The following is a 16,843-nucleotide window of genomic DNA, read 5'->3' as shown; positions in this document are numbered from 1 at the left end:
GCGCAAAATTCCTCACTGCTGCCTCCCGTAGGAGTCTGGACCGTGTGTCAGTTCCAGTGTGGCTGATCATCCTCTCAGACCAGCTAACCATCGTCGCCTTGGTAGGCCGTTACCCCACCAACAAGCTAATGGTACGCGGGCTCATCCCCAAACGGTAGCTTCCTCGGAGAGGCCACCTTTCATCATCTAAACCACAGCCTAAATGACTTCATCCGGTATTAGCACTCCTTTCGAAGGGTTATCCCGAATCCAAGGGTAGATTACCCACGCGTTACTCACCCGTGCGCCACTTTACTAGCCCCTGCAAGCAGAAGCGTTCTCGTGCGACTTGCATGTGTTAAGCACGCCGCCAGCGTTCATTCTGAGCCAGGATCAAACTCGCCAATTAAACTTCTAAAAGCCAATCGGCTACTCAATATCCTTGACAAAGAGCTTAACTTGTTCATTACTGTCTGGTTTTCAAAGATCAATAACGCCCCCCTGAGAAAAACTCCCGCTCCCCTCAAGCGAACTCGGCCAAACTACAAGAACCCGGCCGCTTTGTCAAGCACTTTTTTACCCGCTGCCCTAAAAAAACTCAAACCCGCTTCAAGTGCCCGACACCATCGTAAAAGAACCCAAGCCTTCTATCCTCAACAGCAGATCCTGTCAAGAACTTTCCGGCTCCCCCGCCGCAAATTACTACCACGGCATTCGACCTCTTACAATATCACCATCTTAAAAGAACAAAAAATCTGCTGACACCGTAAACCACCACAGGTCAGCAGACCCATACCCAAACGAATTCCGCTTCTACAAAAAAAACGGCCCCGTGTCAACACCTTTTTGATCTCCTACACACAAAAATCCGATCACCCCGCACTAAAATCGCCTCAATCTCCGGATATCCAAAATCGCCAGGCACAATACCAGTTCCCAGGATGGTCATCCGTTATGAGATGAGGCGATATCAAATCGAACTGCTTCTGCTGACGGTTTCGCCTGTTCAACTCACCTCCAGGTGTTCGTCACGGCGGGTTGAATTCTCAATTTGTCAGCATCAATCTGTGATAACGTTTCTTTCCTGCTCGAAGTAAGATATTTGACGCGTTAAAGTCATCCTTCGTAACCATGTATTCAGGCGACTGAATCCGCTCTCCGTTGATATATCCCCCGCCCTGATCTATCAGCCGCCTTGCCGCCCCACCGGAGTTTGCAAGCCCTGTCATATGCAATATTTTAAAAGCCGGAATTCCGTCTCCGATCTCCGCCTCGCTGATCGTCGTGCAAGGAACAGAATCCTCACCACCTTTCTCTTTTCGCGGTATGGCGCTTGATGGAAGAAGGTCGTGTGGAACGACCCGGAATCCAAACATGGACCCGGCAGCATTGTAAGCTTTAACCGCCGCTTCGGTACCGTGTGCCAGAGCGGTGGTTTCGAAAGCGAGAACCGTCTTGACCGCATTCAGTTCCTCTCCCGCCAATCCCTCTACAGCGCGAATCTCCTCCATCGGAAGAAACGTAAAAAGCGACAGGAAGCGCGTCACATCCCTATCGTCCGTATTGATCCAGAACTGATAATAATCATACGGAGATGTTCGCGTTGAATCGAGCCAAACCGCGCCCTGGTGCGTCTTCCCCATTTTGATGCCGCTGCTGGTCGTGATGAGCGGAAATGTGATGCCGAAAGCTGTTTTCTGATGCGTCCGCCGAATCAGTTCGATGCCTGCAAGAATATTTCCCCACTGATCGCTGCCCCCCATCTGGAGGCCGCAATCATATTTATCGTAGAGAACCATAAAATCATATGCTTGCAGAATCATATAATTGAATTCAATGAAACTTAACCCCTCTTCGGATTCAAGGCGCATACGGTAGCTTTCAGCTTTGATCATGCGGTTCACACTGAAGTGACGTCCGATATCTCTCAACAAGGGGATATAGGCCAGTTTCGTCAACCAATCGGCATTGTTCAACATCAAGGCCTTCCCATTCGAGAAATCTATAAATTTAGAGAGTTGCCTCTGTATTCCGATCACGTTTTCATTAATGGATTCAGGGGTGAGAAGCTGTCTCATTTCGGTTTTTCCGCTGGGATCGCCAATCAGACCGGTACCGCCGCCAACCAGCGCTATGGGCCGATGGCCGTGACGCTGCATATGTGCCAGCGCCATGATAGGTACTAAACTCCCTACATGAAGGCTGGATGCCGTTGGATCAAATCCAATATAGCAGGTTCGGCTGCCGGTTTCGAGATATTCATGCAGTTCCGCATCATGGGTCGTCTGTTCAATAAACCCCCGTTCCTTGAGCGCATCCACTATCTTTGCCATGTCTTCTCACCTTATTTGTTCGCGAATTCAACAGCTCGGGTTTCCCGGATAACCATCACCTTGATCTGCCCTGGAAACGTTAGTGACTCTTCAATCTTCTTGACAATATCCTTGCTCATGAGAATCGTCTCCTCATCGGACACCATACTGCTCTCCACCATAACGCGAATCTCCCGACCCGCTTGTATTGCATAAGAATTGACGACCCCCTGAAATGAATTGGCGATGTTCTCGAGATCCTCCAACCGCTTGACATAATTTTCAAGCAGTTCTTTACGAGCCCCTGGCCGAGCGCCGGACAAACCGTCGGCAGCCTGGACCAGAAGCGCGTAAACCGATGCCGGCGGAACATCCTCATGGTGGGCGGCAACAGCATGAACGATTTTCGGAGACTCACCAAATTTTTTCAATAATTTTGAGCCGATAATTGCATGAGGACCTTCCACTTCATGGTCAATGGCTTTTCCGATATCGTGAAGCAGCCCCATGCGTCTCGCGAGTTTTTCATTCAGGCCGAGCTCCGCCGCCATGATACCGCACAAAAATCCCACCTCTACGGAATGCTGAAGAACATTCTGAGCATAGCTGGTACGGAATTTAAGTTGACCGATATACTTGATCAATTCATTGTGAATTCCGTGAACCCCCAAATCGAAGGCAGCTTGCTCGCCGGCCTCCTTGATGGTAACATCAATTTCTTTTCCCACTTTTTTGACGATATCCTCAATGCGGGCGGGATGTATTCTGCCATCGGATATCAAACGCGTCAAAGCAATTCTCGCCACCTCCCTCCGGACAGGGTTGAATCCAGATAAAATAACGGCTTCAGGCGTATCATCTATTATCAGATCAATACCGGTTGCCGCTTCAAGCGCTCGAATATTTCGGCCTTCCCTGCCAATAATCCGTCCCTTCATTTCATCGTTGGGAAGTTGTACGACGGAAACGGTGCGTTCGGCCACGAAGTCAGCTGCATAGCGTTGAATGGCCGTGGCAATGATCCTTTTTGACTTCTTGTCCGCCTCCTCCTTAGCCTCGCTCTCTATCCGTTTTATGAGCTTCGCCCCCTCGTAACGTGCCTCATTTTCCATTGCTCTGATCAGAAGTTCTTTGGCCTGTTCGGCGGTCAGTCCGGAAATCCGTTCAAGCTGATCCTTCTGCGCTTCAATCAGCTCGTGATAGCGTCGATCCTCGGCGAGAAGCGCTTCCTCTTTGTCGGCAATACCGACTTCTCTGTCGCTGAGCTCTTGTTCCTTTAATTGAAGTTGGTCGTTCTTCCGATCGATATTCTCTTCTTTCTGAATCAAACGGTTCTCTTGCTTTTTTAACTCTGCACGGGTCTCTCTCGTTTCAGCATCAAACTCGCTTTTCATTAAAAAAAGTTTGTCTTTTGCCTCGAGCATCGCCTCTTTCAGCAACGTTTCCGATCTTCGTTTTGCATCGTCTACAATGCGCTGGGCCTCTTCATCAGCAGCTTTAATTTTCTGTGTCTGAAGTTGCCCTTTTACCCAGTAGGCAACCCCAAAGCCGATGCCTGCGCCGATAAGGCCCATTAACAAGCTATATTCACTCATATAACATTCTCCCCAATATCATCCACGGCCTGTTTTGGAACGGTACCTATCCATACGCTGTCGTTCAGCCGTCATACCTGTCGGCGAGTGTGCAACACCCCTGCGGCGGCTTGAGGGCACAGACCTTCCTGAATGACACGCCATCTTCATTCCGGCGATCCTCGATTGATGTTGGTCTTTTATAAAGAGGTTTTTTTGCTGGAAACTCTTCAAGATAGCGCATCAATCCGTTGTTTGTTTTGAATAACAGCGACATCTATTATCAGGAAAGATTGAGGCGTCGATCGGATAAACCAGAGGGCAGGAAAAGAGCAATACTCTCAGTTTTGGGCAATTGGGCCCAATCGGTATCGCGGCGGCAAAAATATGGTTATCCCCCACCATTGTGCCGTGTTGGCAGGCCTTTGAACCTATAGTTCAAAGTGGGCACCTTGTGGCTTCTTTAGGCTTTTCTGTATCAACAGAACATGCTCACCAAAGCCAAGTAAGGCTCCCTTCGTGTTATCTGTTGGATCAAAGCGCTTCTTCCAATCACGAACACGGCAGGGGAATACTCATTGTTTTTGTTTTCGTCAAAACGGTAATCTTCGACAGGCGTACAGGAATCAGCCACGCCTCCACGCTGTCGCATCGCTCGCCTTTATCTGGATTGCAAGCGAGGTTCAAAGATCCAACCTCATATCGAAGGATCTTTCTTTTTTAAGGTGATTACGGAGACACACATTCCCTTGGCTGCAGAATTCAACATCCCGCTTTCGGAAAAAATCAGCGCGGATTGAAAACGTGAATCCCCATTTTCAGGGGATACCTTTCGATGATCAAGAGCGCTCAAAATGCCTACCGTAACACATCCATATTCCATGGTGCGGCAATATCTTAAAAAGCCAAATAAAAACCCCTGCCTCTCTGCTTAAACTACTAATGACCGATTTGGCCGTATTATATTTGAATCGGTTGAGACAAGGTATACGCCATCGTCGAATATTCCACACGAGACACATCTTTATGTAATGCTGTATTGGCGAGAAAATGCCCAATTTATCCGGTTTTTCATCTCAAATTCCTATTTTCAATATAATCTTTCAAGCCAACGAAAGTCAAGATTTTTTACTGCACCCGCACATAGCATGCTGAATTCGGTAAATGTCTACGCAAAAAGGCAAGCCGTTGATCAACGACCTGCCTTTTTTTCGCGATTGCTGTACCGATATATTACGATATGTCTTTTATTGCCCCTTGGACGAGGCGACCTTGATGCGATGAAGTGCCCGGTCCAGTGCGGCCTTGGCCCTCGCGTAGTCGAGCTTTTCTTTTTGGGCCTCTTCCAGGCGCTTTTGTGCCCTGGCCAAAGCTGACCGGGCACGATCGATATCAATATCCCTCCGGCGTTCAGCCGACTCTGCCAATATTGTCACCTTATCCGGCAAAGCTTCGGCGAAACCTCCACTGATAAAAATTTGTCGCTCAGCGCCACCGGCATCCTTGTACCGAACGGTGCCCATGTTGAGTGTGGTCAAAAACGGCGTGTGTCCACGCAATATGCCGAATTCCCCCAGGGTACCAGGCCCCACAACGATCTGAACATCTTCGCTAACGACAGATTTATCAGGGGTAACAATCTCCAATCTAATATTTTCTGCCATATTTTTCCCCTCGCAACCGTCGGCTGCTTATGCCTCAGACATATCTTTGGCCTTTTCGAGAACCTCTTCAATACCGCCCACCATATAGAACGCCTGCTCGGGAATTTCATCATGTTTGCCTTCGACAATTTCCTTGAAGGCCCTGATGGTATCCTCGATTTTGACATATTTCCCGGCTTTGCCGGTGAAGGTTTCCGCTACATGGAACGGTTGAGACAGAAAGCGCTGCATTTTACGGGCTCTTGCAACGGTGAGACGGTCTTCCTCCGATAGTTCCTCAATGCCAAGAATTGCGATAATATCCTGCAATTCTTTGTATTTTTGGAGAATTTGCTGAACTTGACGAGCAACATTATAGTGTTCTTCACCAATATAGTTGGCGTCAAGAATTCGGGAGGTCGAATCCAATGGATCCACGGCAGGATAAATCCCCAACTCTGCGATCTGACGAGAAAGAACGACGGTACCGTCTAGATGCGCAAAAGTGGTTGCCGGTGCCGGGTCGGTCAAGTCATCGGCGGGAACGTAGACACACTGAACAGCCGTGATCGACCCCTTGTCTGTAGAGGTGATCCGCTCTTGAAGGGCACCAAGGTCGACGGCCAGCGTCGGCTGGTATCCAACGGCGGAAGGCATGCGTCCGAGAAGCGCCGAAACCTCTGAACCGGCTTGGGTAAAGCGGAAGATATTGTCGATAAAAATGAGCACGTCCTGACCTTCCACATCTCTGAAATATTCCGCAGCGGTAAGGGCTGACAGGGCAACACGTGCGCGGGCCCCGGGAGGCTCCGTCATCTGGCCGTAGATCAGAGCAGCTTTCGGAAGAACGCCGGAGTCTTTCATTTCATGGTAAAGATCGTTCCCCTCACGGGTCCGCTCGCCCACACCTGCAAAGACGGAAATGCCGCCGTGCTGCATAGCGATGTTGTGAACCATTTCCATCATAATAACGGTTTTCCCCACGCCGGCGCCGCCAAACATGCCCATCTTTCCACCGCGAGGGAACGGTACCAACAAATCAATGACCTTTACGCCTGTTTCGAGAACCCGGACAGTAGTATCCTGCTCTGTAAAAGCTGGCGCCAGACGATGGATGGGCATCATTTTTTCCTGGCTGACAGGACCCAGACCGTCAACAGGGCGTCCGACGACGTTCAATACACGACCAAGTCCGGCTTCGCCGACAGGCATCATGATGGGTGCGCCCGTATCCTTGACACGCATGCCGCGGACCAAGCCGTCGGTGACATCCATGGCGATAGTGCGGACAACATTGTCTCCCAAGTGCTGAGCCACCTCGACGACCAGATTGTCCTCTTCGTCGCTGATCGCGGGGTTCGAAATCAAAAGTGCAGTCAGAATCGTGGGGAGTTTTCCCTGCTCGAACTCCACATCGACAACAGGCCCCATTACCTGTGTGATTTTACCAATATTTTCTCCCATTTAAAAACCTCCCATAAACACTTATGTCCGTATTGTGTAGTTTATCCCTTAAGGGCCTCAGCACCACCGACAATATCCATCAAATCCGAAGTAATGGCCGCCTGACGCGCCTTGTTATACGCCAGGGTCAGGTTTTCTATCATGTCGTTGCAGGCTTTGGTTGCATTGTCCATTGCCGTCATACGTGCGGCATGCTCACTGGTCGATGTTTCGAGCAAAGCGCTATACAACTGAACGAATACGTTTTTTGGCAGCATATCGCCAAGCAACTCGGCAGGCGACGGCTCGCAGATGTGCTCCGCAATATACGACGGTTCTTCATCGGCCTCTTCGATATCGGCAGTTTCGATCGGCGGTATCGGCAGGAGTTGTTTGATCACGGGCACCTGTCTCGCCATACTGACAAATTCGGAATAGATCAGATATACCTCGTCATATTCTCCATCTAAAAAGCTGCCGATCAACTTCCGTCCGGCATTGACGGCAACGCTGAAATCAAACTTGCCGCCAACGACGCCCAAATACACGTCTGCGATCGCCTTTTTGTTGTTTCGAGCCCAATCCCTTCCTTTTTTGCCGAAATTTGTATAGGCTACATCAATATCATGTTCCGCCTTTTCCTTAAAAAACGATTCGGCCCGGTTGATGAGATTGGCGTTGAAACCACCGCAGAGACCGCGGTCGGACGTACACAATACGACACCTATCTTCTTGACTTCCTCACGCGGAATCAGCAAAGGGCTGGCTTCTTCCCCGGCATTTTCCGCAAGACTTCCCAGAACTTCGGAAAATTTCGACGCATACGGTCGAAACCCCTCCATTTTGTTCTGAGCGCCGCGAAGTTTGGAAGCGGCCACCATGTTCATGGCCTTGGTAATCTGCTTCGTCTTTTTGACCGCGGCGATCTTAAGCTGGACATCTTTTAGTGTTGCCATAAAATTGCGCCCTCTTTATTTGATTGTGTCTTTGAACTCCGCTCCGTATTCAGTCAAGGCCTTCGTCATCTCATTGCTGAGATCTTCGGTGATCTCCTTCTTTTCGGCCAGACCTTTGAAAATCTGAGGATACCTTTCTTCGATGAAGGTGTGGAGGCCTGCTTCATATTTGGCCAGAGCGTCAACGGGCAACGGATCCAGAAAGCCTTTGGTACCGGCGAAAAGAATGATAACCTGTTTTTCTAAAGGCAGCGGATTGTACTGGGGCTGTTTCAGAATCTCAACCAGACGTGCTCCTCGGGTCAACTGCCGCTGTGTCGAGGCATCCAGATCGCTTCCGAAAGCCGCAAAAGCCTCGAGTTCCCGATACTGAGCCAAATCAAGACGAAGGGTACCTGCCACCTGTTTCATGGCTTTTACTTGTGCGGCACCGCCGACGCGGGATACCGACAGGCCGACGTTGATGGCTGGACGCACACCCGCATAAAACAGGTTCGGTTCGAGGTAGATCTGACCGTCGGTGATGGAAATAACATTGGTCGGAATATAGGCCGAGACGTCACCCGCCTGGGTTTCGATGATGGGAAGCGCGGTCAGTGAGCCGGCACCAAGTTCGTCGCTCAATTTCGCAGAACGTTCGAGGAGACGAGAATGGTTGTAAAAAATATCACCGGGATAGGCCTCACGTCCCGGCGGACGTCTGAGAAGGAGCGAAACCTGGCGATAGGCAGCGGCTTGTTTCGACAAGTCGTCATAAATGATGAGAGCATGTTTCCCACTATCCCGGAAATACTCACCCATGGCGCACCCGGCATAGGGAGCGACAAACTGAAGGGTTGCCGGATCGCTGGCACAGGCGGCGACGACGGTGGTGTATTCCATGGCACCGTGCTTTTCGAGAACCGCAACGACCTGGGCGACCGTCGACTTTTTCTGGCCGCAGGCGACGTAAATGCAATAAACGTCCGTATCCTTCTGGGCAAGAATGGCGTCGACCGCTACAGCCGTCTTACCGATCTGACGGTCGCCGATGATGAGTTCCCGTTGACCGCGTCCCACAGGCGTCATGGCATCAATCGCCTTCAGACCGGTGTAGCAAGGCTCATGAACGCTTTTTCTGGCGATAACACCCGGAGCGACCATTTCGACCCGACGGAAATCCTTGGAATCGATCGGCCCCTTGCCATCGATGGGTTCCCCGGTGGCCGTCACGACGCGGCCCAGAACCGCCTCGCCGACCGGTACCTCGGCAATACGACCGGTTCGCTTGACGATATCCCCCTCTTTGATTTGGGTATCCTCTCCCATAATGGCAATACCCACGTTGTCTTCCTCAAGGTTCAGGACCAGCCCCAGAACACCCCCGCCAAACTCGACCAACTCCAGGGCCATCACTTTTTCAAGACCGTAAACACGGGCGATACCATCCCCCACGGACAGGACAACGCCGGTTTCGCTCAGTTCGACTTTTTTGTCATAATCCGTGATCTGCTCTTTGATAATCTGACTAATTTCTTCAGCTCTTAGTTCCATTAGACACTCTCACCCCTTTTTAAAGATTCTCTCATATTAAGCAACTGTGTCCTGACACTGCCGTCTAAAACAAGATCCCCGATCCTGGTGACAACGCCACCTATAAGCTCGGGGTCTTGTTTTACTTCAAGCTTAACCTCTTTACCGGTCACCTTGGACAGAGATTCGCGAATTTTTTCAATCGCTTCGGATGAAAGCTCCGCCGCTGAAACCAAACTGGCCAACGCAATACCCTTATGCTCATCCACCAATTTTTGATAAAAATCATTTATGACGTCGATGAATCCGATCCGACCTTTATCGAACAGCAAGAGCAGAAACGCCTTTACAACCCCTGACAGACCCAGCAACTCGATCACTGAGAGAAGCACATTTTTTCGGCCCGCGGCATCATAGAGGGGATTCGTGAACGCCTGCCCGAGTTCTTTGTTATCGGAGATCAAACTTGAGAATTCACCAAGCTGCTCCCGGTACAACTCAGCCTGACCGTCTTCTTTACCTATCAGCAGAAGTGCCTTGGCATAACGCCGTGCTACAGCCAAATTTTTCACTATGCCACCACCTTCTCTAAGTATTCGTCAACAAGTCTTTCCTGGTCTTGATCCGTTATTTTCGCTTTCAACAGACCTTCCGCCTTGGCCAGCGCTTTTTCCAGTATCTCATTCTGCAGTCGCTGTTGTGCCTGCTTGAACTCATGCTCAATATTCCGTTTTGCCTGTTCCTCGAGCTTTTCGGCGGCGGATTCGGCCTCTTTCAAAATGCGAGCCTTCGCTTCCATGCCTTGTTTTTCGTATTGAGCGATGATGTTTTCCGATTCTCGCTCAAGTTCCGCAATTTTCGCATTGTATGTCGCCAACTCTTCAAGCGCTTTCTGTTTTTTGACCTCGAGTTCATTCAACTGCTCTTTGATACCGTCGATCCGAGCATTCAAGGCCTTGGCGACAGGCTTCCGCAGCAAAAAAAAGAGGGCTATCGCCAATACGGCGAAATTCATAACACGATACGTATCCGTTGCAACCCAGGTCTTGACCGCCCCCCCATGCCCATCGGCATCGGCACCGTGTCCGGCCCCCTCCGCCGCTTCATGGGTCGCCTGCCCGCTATCACCATGCTCACCCGTTGCGGCAAAAGTTCCAGCACCATAACAAAACACCAGAAGCGCCGCCAGGGAAAGCATGACAACTCTCCTCCCCCAGATCCACCGGCACTTTCCGAACATACCAGGATTTTTCATTAAACAGCCCTCCCTAAAATCTTTTCGCCAATGTCGTTTGCAAATTTATCAACCTCTTGCAGAAGGGATTGCCGAACCTCTTCCGCATCTTTCGCAATCTTTTCCCGAATCTTCGCGAGTTCCGCCTGGGCCTTTTCGTTGATCTGCCTGACAATCGCCTTTTCTTCGTTCTCGGCTTCCTGGATCAGCTTTTCTTTTTGCTTGGCGCCTGTCGACCTTGCCGCACGAATGCCCTCAGAGAACTGGGTGTTTTTTTCCTCAGCTTCTTTGAGGCAGGTCTGTATACCGTCCTCCATTCCTGCAACGCGGTCTTTTCGTTTTGCTAAAATATCCCGGATGGGGCGATATAGAATCTTATTGAGTATCCAGATCAGAAACAGAAAATTGACGATTTGTATGAAGACCGAACTATCTACACTTATCATTTCCACTCCCCCATCAAAATACTGTTTACAAATTACTATTAAAATTAAAATATTCCGACCCGACCCAAAATTGCGGGTTTTGTAACATCAGGCCGATGAATTTGTCAAAGGTTTTTTGCAAAATGCTTCTTAATAAAGGCTGCATTCGACGGGCGTCTTATCGCCTTTAAAAACAAGCATTCCATCAACTATCGCACTCGAATTTTCTGATGGCGATACTGTCCGGCATCAATCCGGAGAGAATTGTCTCATACTGACATTCATCAGCATGCCGATGCAGATCATTATCGTAATAACCGATGATCCACCGTAACTGATGAGGGGAAGCGGCATGCCGACCACCGGCAGGAGGCCCATTACCATTCCCAGATTGATAAACGTCTGCCAAAAAATGAGCGCCACGATGCCGAAAGAGAGGATCGTTCCAAAAGGATCTTTACATCGATAGGCGATGTTGAGTCCTAAAATGACTAATGTCAGATAGACAAGGACGGTCATGGATGCACCGATGAACCCCCACTCCTCAGCCAAAACCGAAAAGATAAAGTCAGTGTGTTGCTCGGGTAGAAAAGATAGGGTATTCTGGGTTCCTTTTAAAAATCCTTTTCCCAGCATCATTCCCGATCCGATGGCTATCTTGGACTGTATGATATGGTATCCCGCACCCAGCGGATCACGGTTCGGGTTTAAAAAAGTTAATATTCGCTGCTGCTGGTATTCCTTCAGAAAAAACCAGACCATCGGCATGGCAATCGAACCGAGTAGGCCCAAAAATATGAATGTGCGTCTTTCAATCTTAACAAAAAGGGTCATTGACCCTGAAATGAGTATAACCGTAAGCCCCGTTCCGAGGTCGGGCTGATTGACGATGAGGAGAAACGGAAGGAGAATTAATATGGAAGGGTAAATCAGTTCCCGGAGGGAAAACCCCTGCGGTTTAACCCGCCGGGAGAAATACCTCGCCAGAATGATAATAACGGCGAGTTTGGCCATCTCCGACGGTTGTATGGAAACCGGTCCCAAAACCAACCACCGCCTTGAGCCGCCGGCAAGTTTTCCGAACCCCAACACACCGATAAGCATTACGATGATTCCACCGTAGATGATATACGACCACCGATCGATGTTCCGGTAGTCGACCACCATGACGAACCCTATGGTGACAAAGCCGGCACCGTACCAGACCATCTGCTTTAAAAAAAAAGAGCGGTCCGCGCCGTCAAGACCGGCCGAGACGGCGCTGTGCAGCGATAGAAGCCCCATGGTGCAAATGATCACCGTAAGCAACAGCAGACCCCAATCAAAATGCTGAATCAATCGGCGATCAACCATCACGGGTTGCAATGGACATTCCTTCCCTGAAGTTTGGTTCATCTTTCCGAAGAAGCGGAATTGCCCTTCGAGGCCTGATTGAAATAGGCCCGTATAACTTCCCTTGCGATCGGTGCCGCCGTGCCCGATCCATGTTCTCCATGCTCTACGATAACGGAAACCGCAATTTTATCCGGATGTCGTGCACCATAGGCGATAAACCAGGCATGGGGTTTAAGATGATCCAGAGTGATCTCTTTCCATGAGGTATCCTCATTTTTCCGGCTGAATACCTGGGCAGTTCCGGTTTTGCCGCTGACGTCGATCCCATCTATGCGCGCAAGTCGCGCCGTTCCATGAGAGCTGTTTACCACATCCCATAGGCCTTTTTTTAAAATTTCAAGCGTCCCGGCACTGACAGGCAACTGTCTGATCGCTTCTTTTTTGCATTCATAGACAATCTCGCCAAGAGCATTCTCCCGCTTTTTGATGATTTCAGGGCGGTACAACGTTCCTCCATTGGCGATCGCCGCCGCCAAAACCGCCATTTGCAAGGGTGTGGCGAGATTATACCCCTGCCCAATGGCGATGGACAAGGTTTCTCCCTTTTGCCATGGGATGCCGAACCGTTTCTTTTTCCAGGCCGACGTAGGAATCAGCCCCGATGACTCATGACTCAAAGCCACTCCAGTGGGTTGACCGAGTCCGCAACTCCCGGCATGGCGGGCGAGACGATCGACGCCAAGCCTCTGCCCCGTTTGATAAAAAAAGACGTCGCAGGAGACGGCCAGAGCCTTCTGAACATTGACGGCGCCGTGCCCTCCTTTTCGCCAGCATCGGAAAATCCGGTCTCCAAATGGGTAGTATCCCGGGCAGAAGAATGTGGTATGAGCGTCAATAACACCTTCTTCCAAACCAGCCATCGCAGTGACGATCTTGTAGGTAGACGCCGGCGGATATTCACCGTTGATCGCCTTGTTCTGCAGAGGGTGGAAGGGATTGGAAACCAAATCCCGCCACTCTTCGCGGGACATACCGTCCACAAAACCGCTCTGATTGAAGGACGGGCTGCTGACCATGGCCAGAATTTCCCCGGAATCCGGACGGATCGCCACAACGGCGCCCACCAGACCGTCCATAAGGACCTCGGCCTTTTTTTGGAGTTCGATGTCAATGGTCAGCCAGAGGTTATCCCCCGAAACCGGATCGACAGTCAGCAGCGTTCGGACCACCTGGCCTCTGGCATTGACCTCGACCTGCTTACCGCCGGCCTTTCCTTTGAGGTATGTCTCGGCAGTTCTTTCGACACCGTACTTGCCGACGTAATCCCCGCTCTTGCTGCCCGGGAACCTGCCGCTTTTCAGTTCGTCAAGGCTTATTTCGCCCAAATATCCAATCAAATGTGCGGCATGTCGAGATATATAATGGCGCTTCGGCTGAATATCCACGACTATTCCGGGCAGGTCAAACTTGTGAACCTCGACCGCTGCGAGTTCATCGCGGTTCATATCCTTTTTGAGGAGAACAGGGTCATAAGTCTTCGCTCCGTTTTGTCGGTCGAGGACGGCCGCAATTCTCTCCTCCGGTATATGCACATACTGCAGAAGTCTTTCCAGTGTTTCCGCCACCGGTTTAGCATCCCGGGAAATGATGCTCAGGTTGAAGGAAGGTCTATTGTCTACGAGAATCGATCCATTGCGGTCAAGAATAATCCCCCTTGACGGGCTGATCCCGCGCAGACGGATGCAATTGTTTTGAGACAATCGTCTAAACTCCTCGCCTTCGACCACCTGAAGATAAAACAGGCGAACGAAAAGAATCATAAATGCGAAAAGTATCATTGTGGCGGCAAAGGTCAAACGATGCTTGTACCACTCGCTGCCAACGGCTTTAAGCGATAATCTCATGAATCGGATCTGAAAGTCGTGAGGTCGTGGGATGCCTAACTTTTTTTGTCAAAGGACACATTTCCAAACCACTCCCGCCACTGTCTGTGCGCGATTTTGATCCCCGCGAAAATGAAACCACCGCTGACAGCGGCCCAACCCACCTGTTCGGCAACGATTCGAACCGACGTTCTGGGCACTTGAAATTTTCGATCCAGAAAAACACAGGCACCCAGGATAACGAAATTTTCGATTAAAACCCCGGTTGCCGCTGCAAACGGAAGGCACATCCAGTGCCCCACCACGAGCACACCGCTGACATATCGTGTCAGGGCAAATATCCAAAGATAACTGGTGACATACAAACCCAACGGTCCTGCTGACAGGCTGTCCACGATCAACCCGCTCAGGATAACAAAAGGGATTACCTCGAAAAACGGTCGCATCATCCCGAGGTAAATAATAAAAGGAATAAACAGGTCGTACCATTGATAGGAGGGCAGCACTTCTAAGATGACGACCGTCTGGAAGATCGTCAAAAACAGGCAGACAAACAGATAAAAGCCGTAATTCATTTGCCATAAAACGATTCGTATGAAGGCGCGGACAAAATGACCAGTACTTCCTCGATGGTTTCAAAATCTACAAAGGGAACAACGGCGACCTCTTGAAAAATTCCTGAATTCTGCTTGATCACCTGGGAAATGGTACCGATCCGAAGTCCTTTGGGAAATACGCCGTCCAGTCCGGATGTCACCACGATGTCGCCTTCCCTGAGATCATGGCGATACAGCACATACTCCAGAGAACATATGTCCTTTGCCTCTCCCCTGACCAAACCTCGTACACGATTACGCTGGACAAGGGCGTCAACCGCGCTGTTCTGGTCGATCAGCATCAGGATCTTGGCATACCGTTCGGAAACATCGGCAACGATCCCCACGACACCTTCGGGAACGATTACCGGCAGGGAAGTCCGCAATCCGTCCCGTTTTCCTTTGTTAATAATGATACTCCGAAACCAGGGGGACGGATCTTTGCCGATGATCTCACCCGCCACAACCTTCTGAGACAGGGTTTCCTGAAAGTCCAGCAGCGTGCGAAGACGGTCATTGGCCAACTCTACTTCCTCGCATCGGTTGGACCTCTCGATCGCACGACCCAAGGCCGCTTTGAGACGCTCATTTTCCTCCGCGACTGAAATCAAGGCAAAATAATGCGACCAGATCTGTTTTATGAAGCGAATGGCAAAACTGATAACATTCTGAAACGGTCCGGTAATCGAGATGGTGGTCTGTTCCGTCCCATAGGAGGAATGCCGGTTGCGCATCGAAAAGGAGAGCAGCAATACATTGAGGATGAAAAAGAGAGCGACGCCGCTAATGACCACGGTTTTTCTGGAAAACATATCATTAGATAATAACGACTTGTTTAAGAATCTCGATGCTGTCGAGAGCCTTCCCCGAACCGAGGGCCACGGTGGAGAGGGGGTCGTCGGTGATAGTAATGGGGAGTCCCGTTTCTTCCCGGAGGAGTTTGTCGAGATGCTTCAACTGTGCGCCTCCCCCTGTCAAGACAATCCCCCTGTCGACAATATCGGCCGAGAGTTCCGGAGGTGTCTGTTCCAAAGCGATCTTGACCGTTTCGACAATTGCGTCGATCTGCTCGGAAATAGCCGCCCGAATCTCTTCCGCGTTGAGGGTCAGAATCTTCGGGACGCCGGTCACAAGGTCCCGCCCCTTGATTTCCATTGTTTCAATGTCATTGGGATCCGGATATGCGTTTCCGATGGTCGTCTTGACGGTTTCAGCAGTCTGTTCTCCGATAAGCAAATTGTATTTGCGTTTGATGTACTGAATAATGGCGGCGTCCATCTTGTCTCCCGCCACCCGTATGGAACGGCTGTAAACAATTCCGGCCAGAGAAATCACGGCCACCTCTGTGGTGCCGCCGCCGATGTCGACCACCATATTACAGGTCGGCTCAGTGATGGGCAGTCCCGCTCCAATAGCGGCCGCCATGGGCTCCTCGATGAGAAATACTTCACGGGCGCCGGCAGACTCTGCGGATTCTTTCACGGCACGCTTTTCCACCTGAGTGATACCCGAGGGAACGGCAATAATGATCCTGGGTCTGACAAAAGTTCGCCGGTTGTGAACCTTGTGAATGAAATGGCGGATCATGGCCTCGGCCACCTCGAAATCGGCAATCACCCCGTCCCGCATAGGTCGGATCGCCACGATGTTGCCCGGAGTCCGACCCAGCATATTTTTTGCTTCGAGACCCACAGCCAGAACACGGTTTTTCATCCGGTTGTCTGTTCGCACGGCAACCACGGACGGTTCGCTCAGCACGATACCCTTACCCTTAACATAAACCAGTGTATTAGCGGTTCCCAAGTCGATGGCAAGATCACTCGAGAAAATGCCCAGCAGAGAATCGAAAAAAAGACCCATATTACCCCGTATCCGACGCGATATTAGCTTTCGGTGAATCCGTAAACTTCAAATTTTGTATTGCTATCAAAATTGTATCACCATTACAAGC

At 50.4% G+C, this 16,843-nt stretch carries 14 protein-coding genes, 1 rRNA gene and 1 other RNA gene (1 of these 16 only partly in view); all 16 read right to left on the bottom strand.

All coding sequences use genetic code 11. The annotated features are described in order from the left end of the window. Positions 1–388 (bottom strand): 16S ribosomal RNA (locus dmul_RS05845) (it extends 1,175 nt beyond the left edge of the window). Between the two features lie 637 nt (positions 389–1,025). Next, positions 1,026–2,312: a tyrosine--tRNA ligase gene (gene tyrS / locus dmul_RS05840; RefSeq protein ID WP_020877146.1), complete on the bottom strand. Its 1,287-nt coding sequence runs from the start codon at positions 2,310–2,312 to the stop codon at positions 1,026–1,028. A gap of 11 nt (positions 2,313–2,323) precedes the next feature. Further along, complete coding sequence (gene rny / locus dmul_RS05835; RefSeq protein ID WP_020877145.1) at positions 2,324–3,886, bottom strand: ribonuclease Y; 1,563 nt, start codon at positions 3,884–3,886, stop codon at positions 2,324–2,326. Positions 3,887–4,256: 370 nt separating this feature from the next. Further along, positions 4,257–4,438: non-coding RNA, 6S RNA (ssrS, locus tag dmul_RS05830), on the bottom strand. Between the two features lie 674 nt (positions 4,439–5,112). Continuing rightward, on the bottom strand, positions 5,113–5,529 hold the full coding sequence (locus dmul_RS05825) for a F0F1 ATP synthase subunit epsilon (RefSeq protein WP_020877144.1): 417 nt from the start codon (positions 5,527–5,529) through the stop codon (positions 5,113–5,115). A 27-nt stretch (positions 5,530–5,556) separates the two neighbouring features. Then, positions 5,557–6,972, bottom strand: a complete 1,416-nt coding sequence (atpD, locus tag dmul_RS05820) for a F0F1 ATP synthase subunit beta (protein WP_020877143.1) — start codon at positions 6,970–6,972, stop codon at positions 5,557–5,559. 41 nt (positions 6,973–7,013) lie between these two features. Continuing rightward, positions 7,014–7,907 (bottom strand): ATP synthase F1 subunit gamma, encoded by an 894-nt coding sequence (gene atpG / locus dmul_RS05815; protein ID WP_020877142.1) that lies wholly within the window; start codon positions 7,905–7,907, stop codon positions 7,014–7,016. Positions 7,908–7,922: 15 nt separating this feature from the next. Then, positions 7,923–9,440: a F0F1 ATP synthase subunit alpha gene (atpA, locus tag dmul_RS05810; protein ID WP_020877141.1), complete on the bottom strand. Its 1,518-nt coding sequence runs from the start codon at positions 9,438–9,440 to the stop codon at positions 7,923–7,925. Then, positions 9,440–9,991, bottom strand: a complete 552-nt coding sequence (gene atpH / locus dmul_RS05805) for an ATP synthase F1 subunit delta (RefSeq protein ID WP_020877140.1) — start codon at positions 9,989–9,991, stop codon at positions 9,440–9,442. Before atpH ends, atpA begins: the two co-directional genes overlap by 1 nt. After that, entirely contained in the window at positions 9,991–10,617 is a 627-nt protein-coding gene (locus tag dmul_RS05800; protein WP_159449708.1) for a F0F1 ATP synthase subunit B family protein, read from the bottom strand. Before dmul_RS05800 ends, atpH begins: the two co-directional genes overlap by 1 nt. Before the next feature lie 56 nt (positions 10,618–10,673). Continuing rightward, positions 10,674–11,099: an ATP synthase F0 subunit B gene (locus tag dmul_RS05795; protein WP_020877138.1), complete on the bottom strand. Its 426-nt coding sequence runs from the start codon at positions 11,097–11,099 to the stop codon at positions 10,674–10,676. 228 nt (positions 11,100–11,327) lie between these two features. Continuing rightward, positions 11,328–12,431, bottom strand: a complete 1,104-nt coding sequence (gene rodA / locus dmul_RS05790; RefSeq protein WP_040415875.1) for a rod shape-determining protein RodA — start codon at positions 12,429–12,431, stop codon at positions 11,328–11,330. 38 nt (positions 12,432–12,469) lie between these two features. Continuing rightward, positions 12,470–14,317 carry a penicillin-binding protein 2 gene (gene mrdA, locus dmul_RS05785; protein WP_020877136.1) on the bottom strand — a complete coding sequence of 616 codons (1,848 nt, stop codon included), beginning with the start codon at positions 14,315–14,317 and terminating at the stop codon, positions 12,470–12,472. Positions 14,318–14,352: 35 nt separating this feature from the next. Beyond that, positions 14,353–14,871 (bottom strand): hypothetical protein, encoded by a 519-nt coding sequence (locus dmul_RS05780; RefSeq protein WP_020877135.1) that lies wholly within the window; start codon positions 14,869–14,871, stop codon positions 14,353–14,355. Then, positions 14,868–15,686, bottom strand: coding sequence for a rod shape-determining protein MreC (gene mreC, locus dmul_RS05775; protein ID WP_159449709.1), 819 nt, complete (start codon positions 15,684–15,686; stop codon positions 14,868–14,870). The genes dmul_RS05780 and mreC overlap by 4 nt, the downstream gene beginning before the upstream one ends. A 22-nt stretch (positions 15,687–15,708) precedes the next feature. Then, positions 15,709–16,752 carry a rod shape-determining protein gene (locus dmul_RS05770; protein WP_020877133.1) on the bottom strand — a complete coding sequence of 348 codons (1,044 nt, stop codon included), beginning with the start codon at positions 16,750–16,752 and terminating at the stop codon, positions 15,709–15,711. Between the last annotated feature and the right edge of the window lie 91 nt (positions 16,753–16,843).

Origin of the sequence: Desulfococcus multivorans, from assembly GCF_001854245.1 — a bacterium.
In the GTDB taxonomy this organism is placed as follows: Bacteria; Desulfobacterota; Desulfobacteria; order Desulfobacterales; family Desulfococcaceae; genus Desulfococcus; species Desulfococcus multivorans.
The sequence above is the reverse complement of the archived record's forward strand: the minus strand, read 5'-3'. Positions and strand labels throughout refer to the sequence as shown.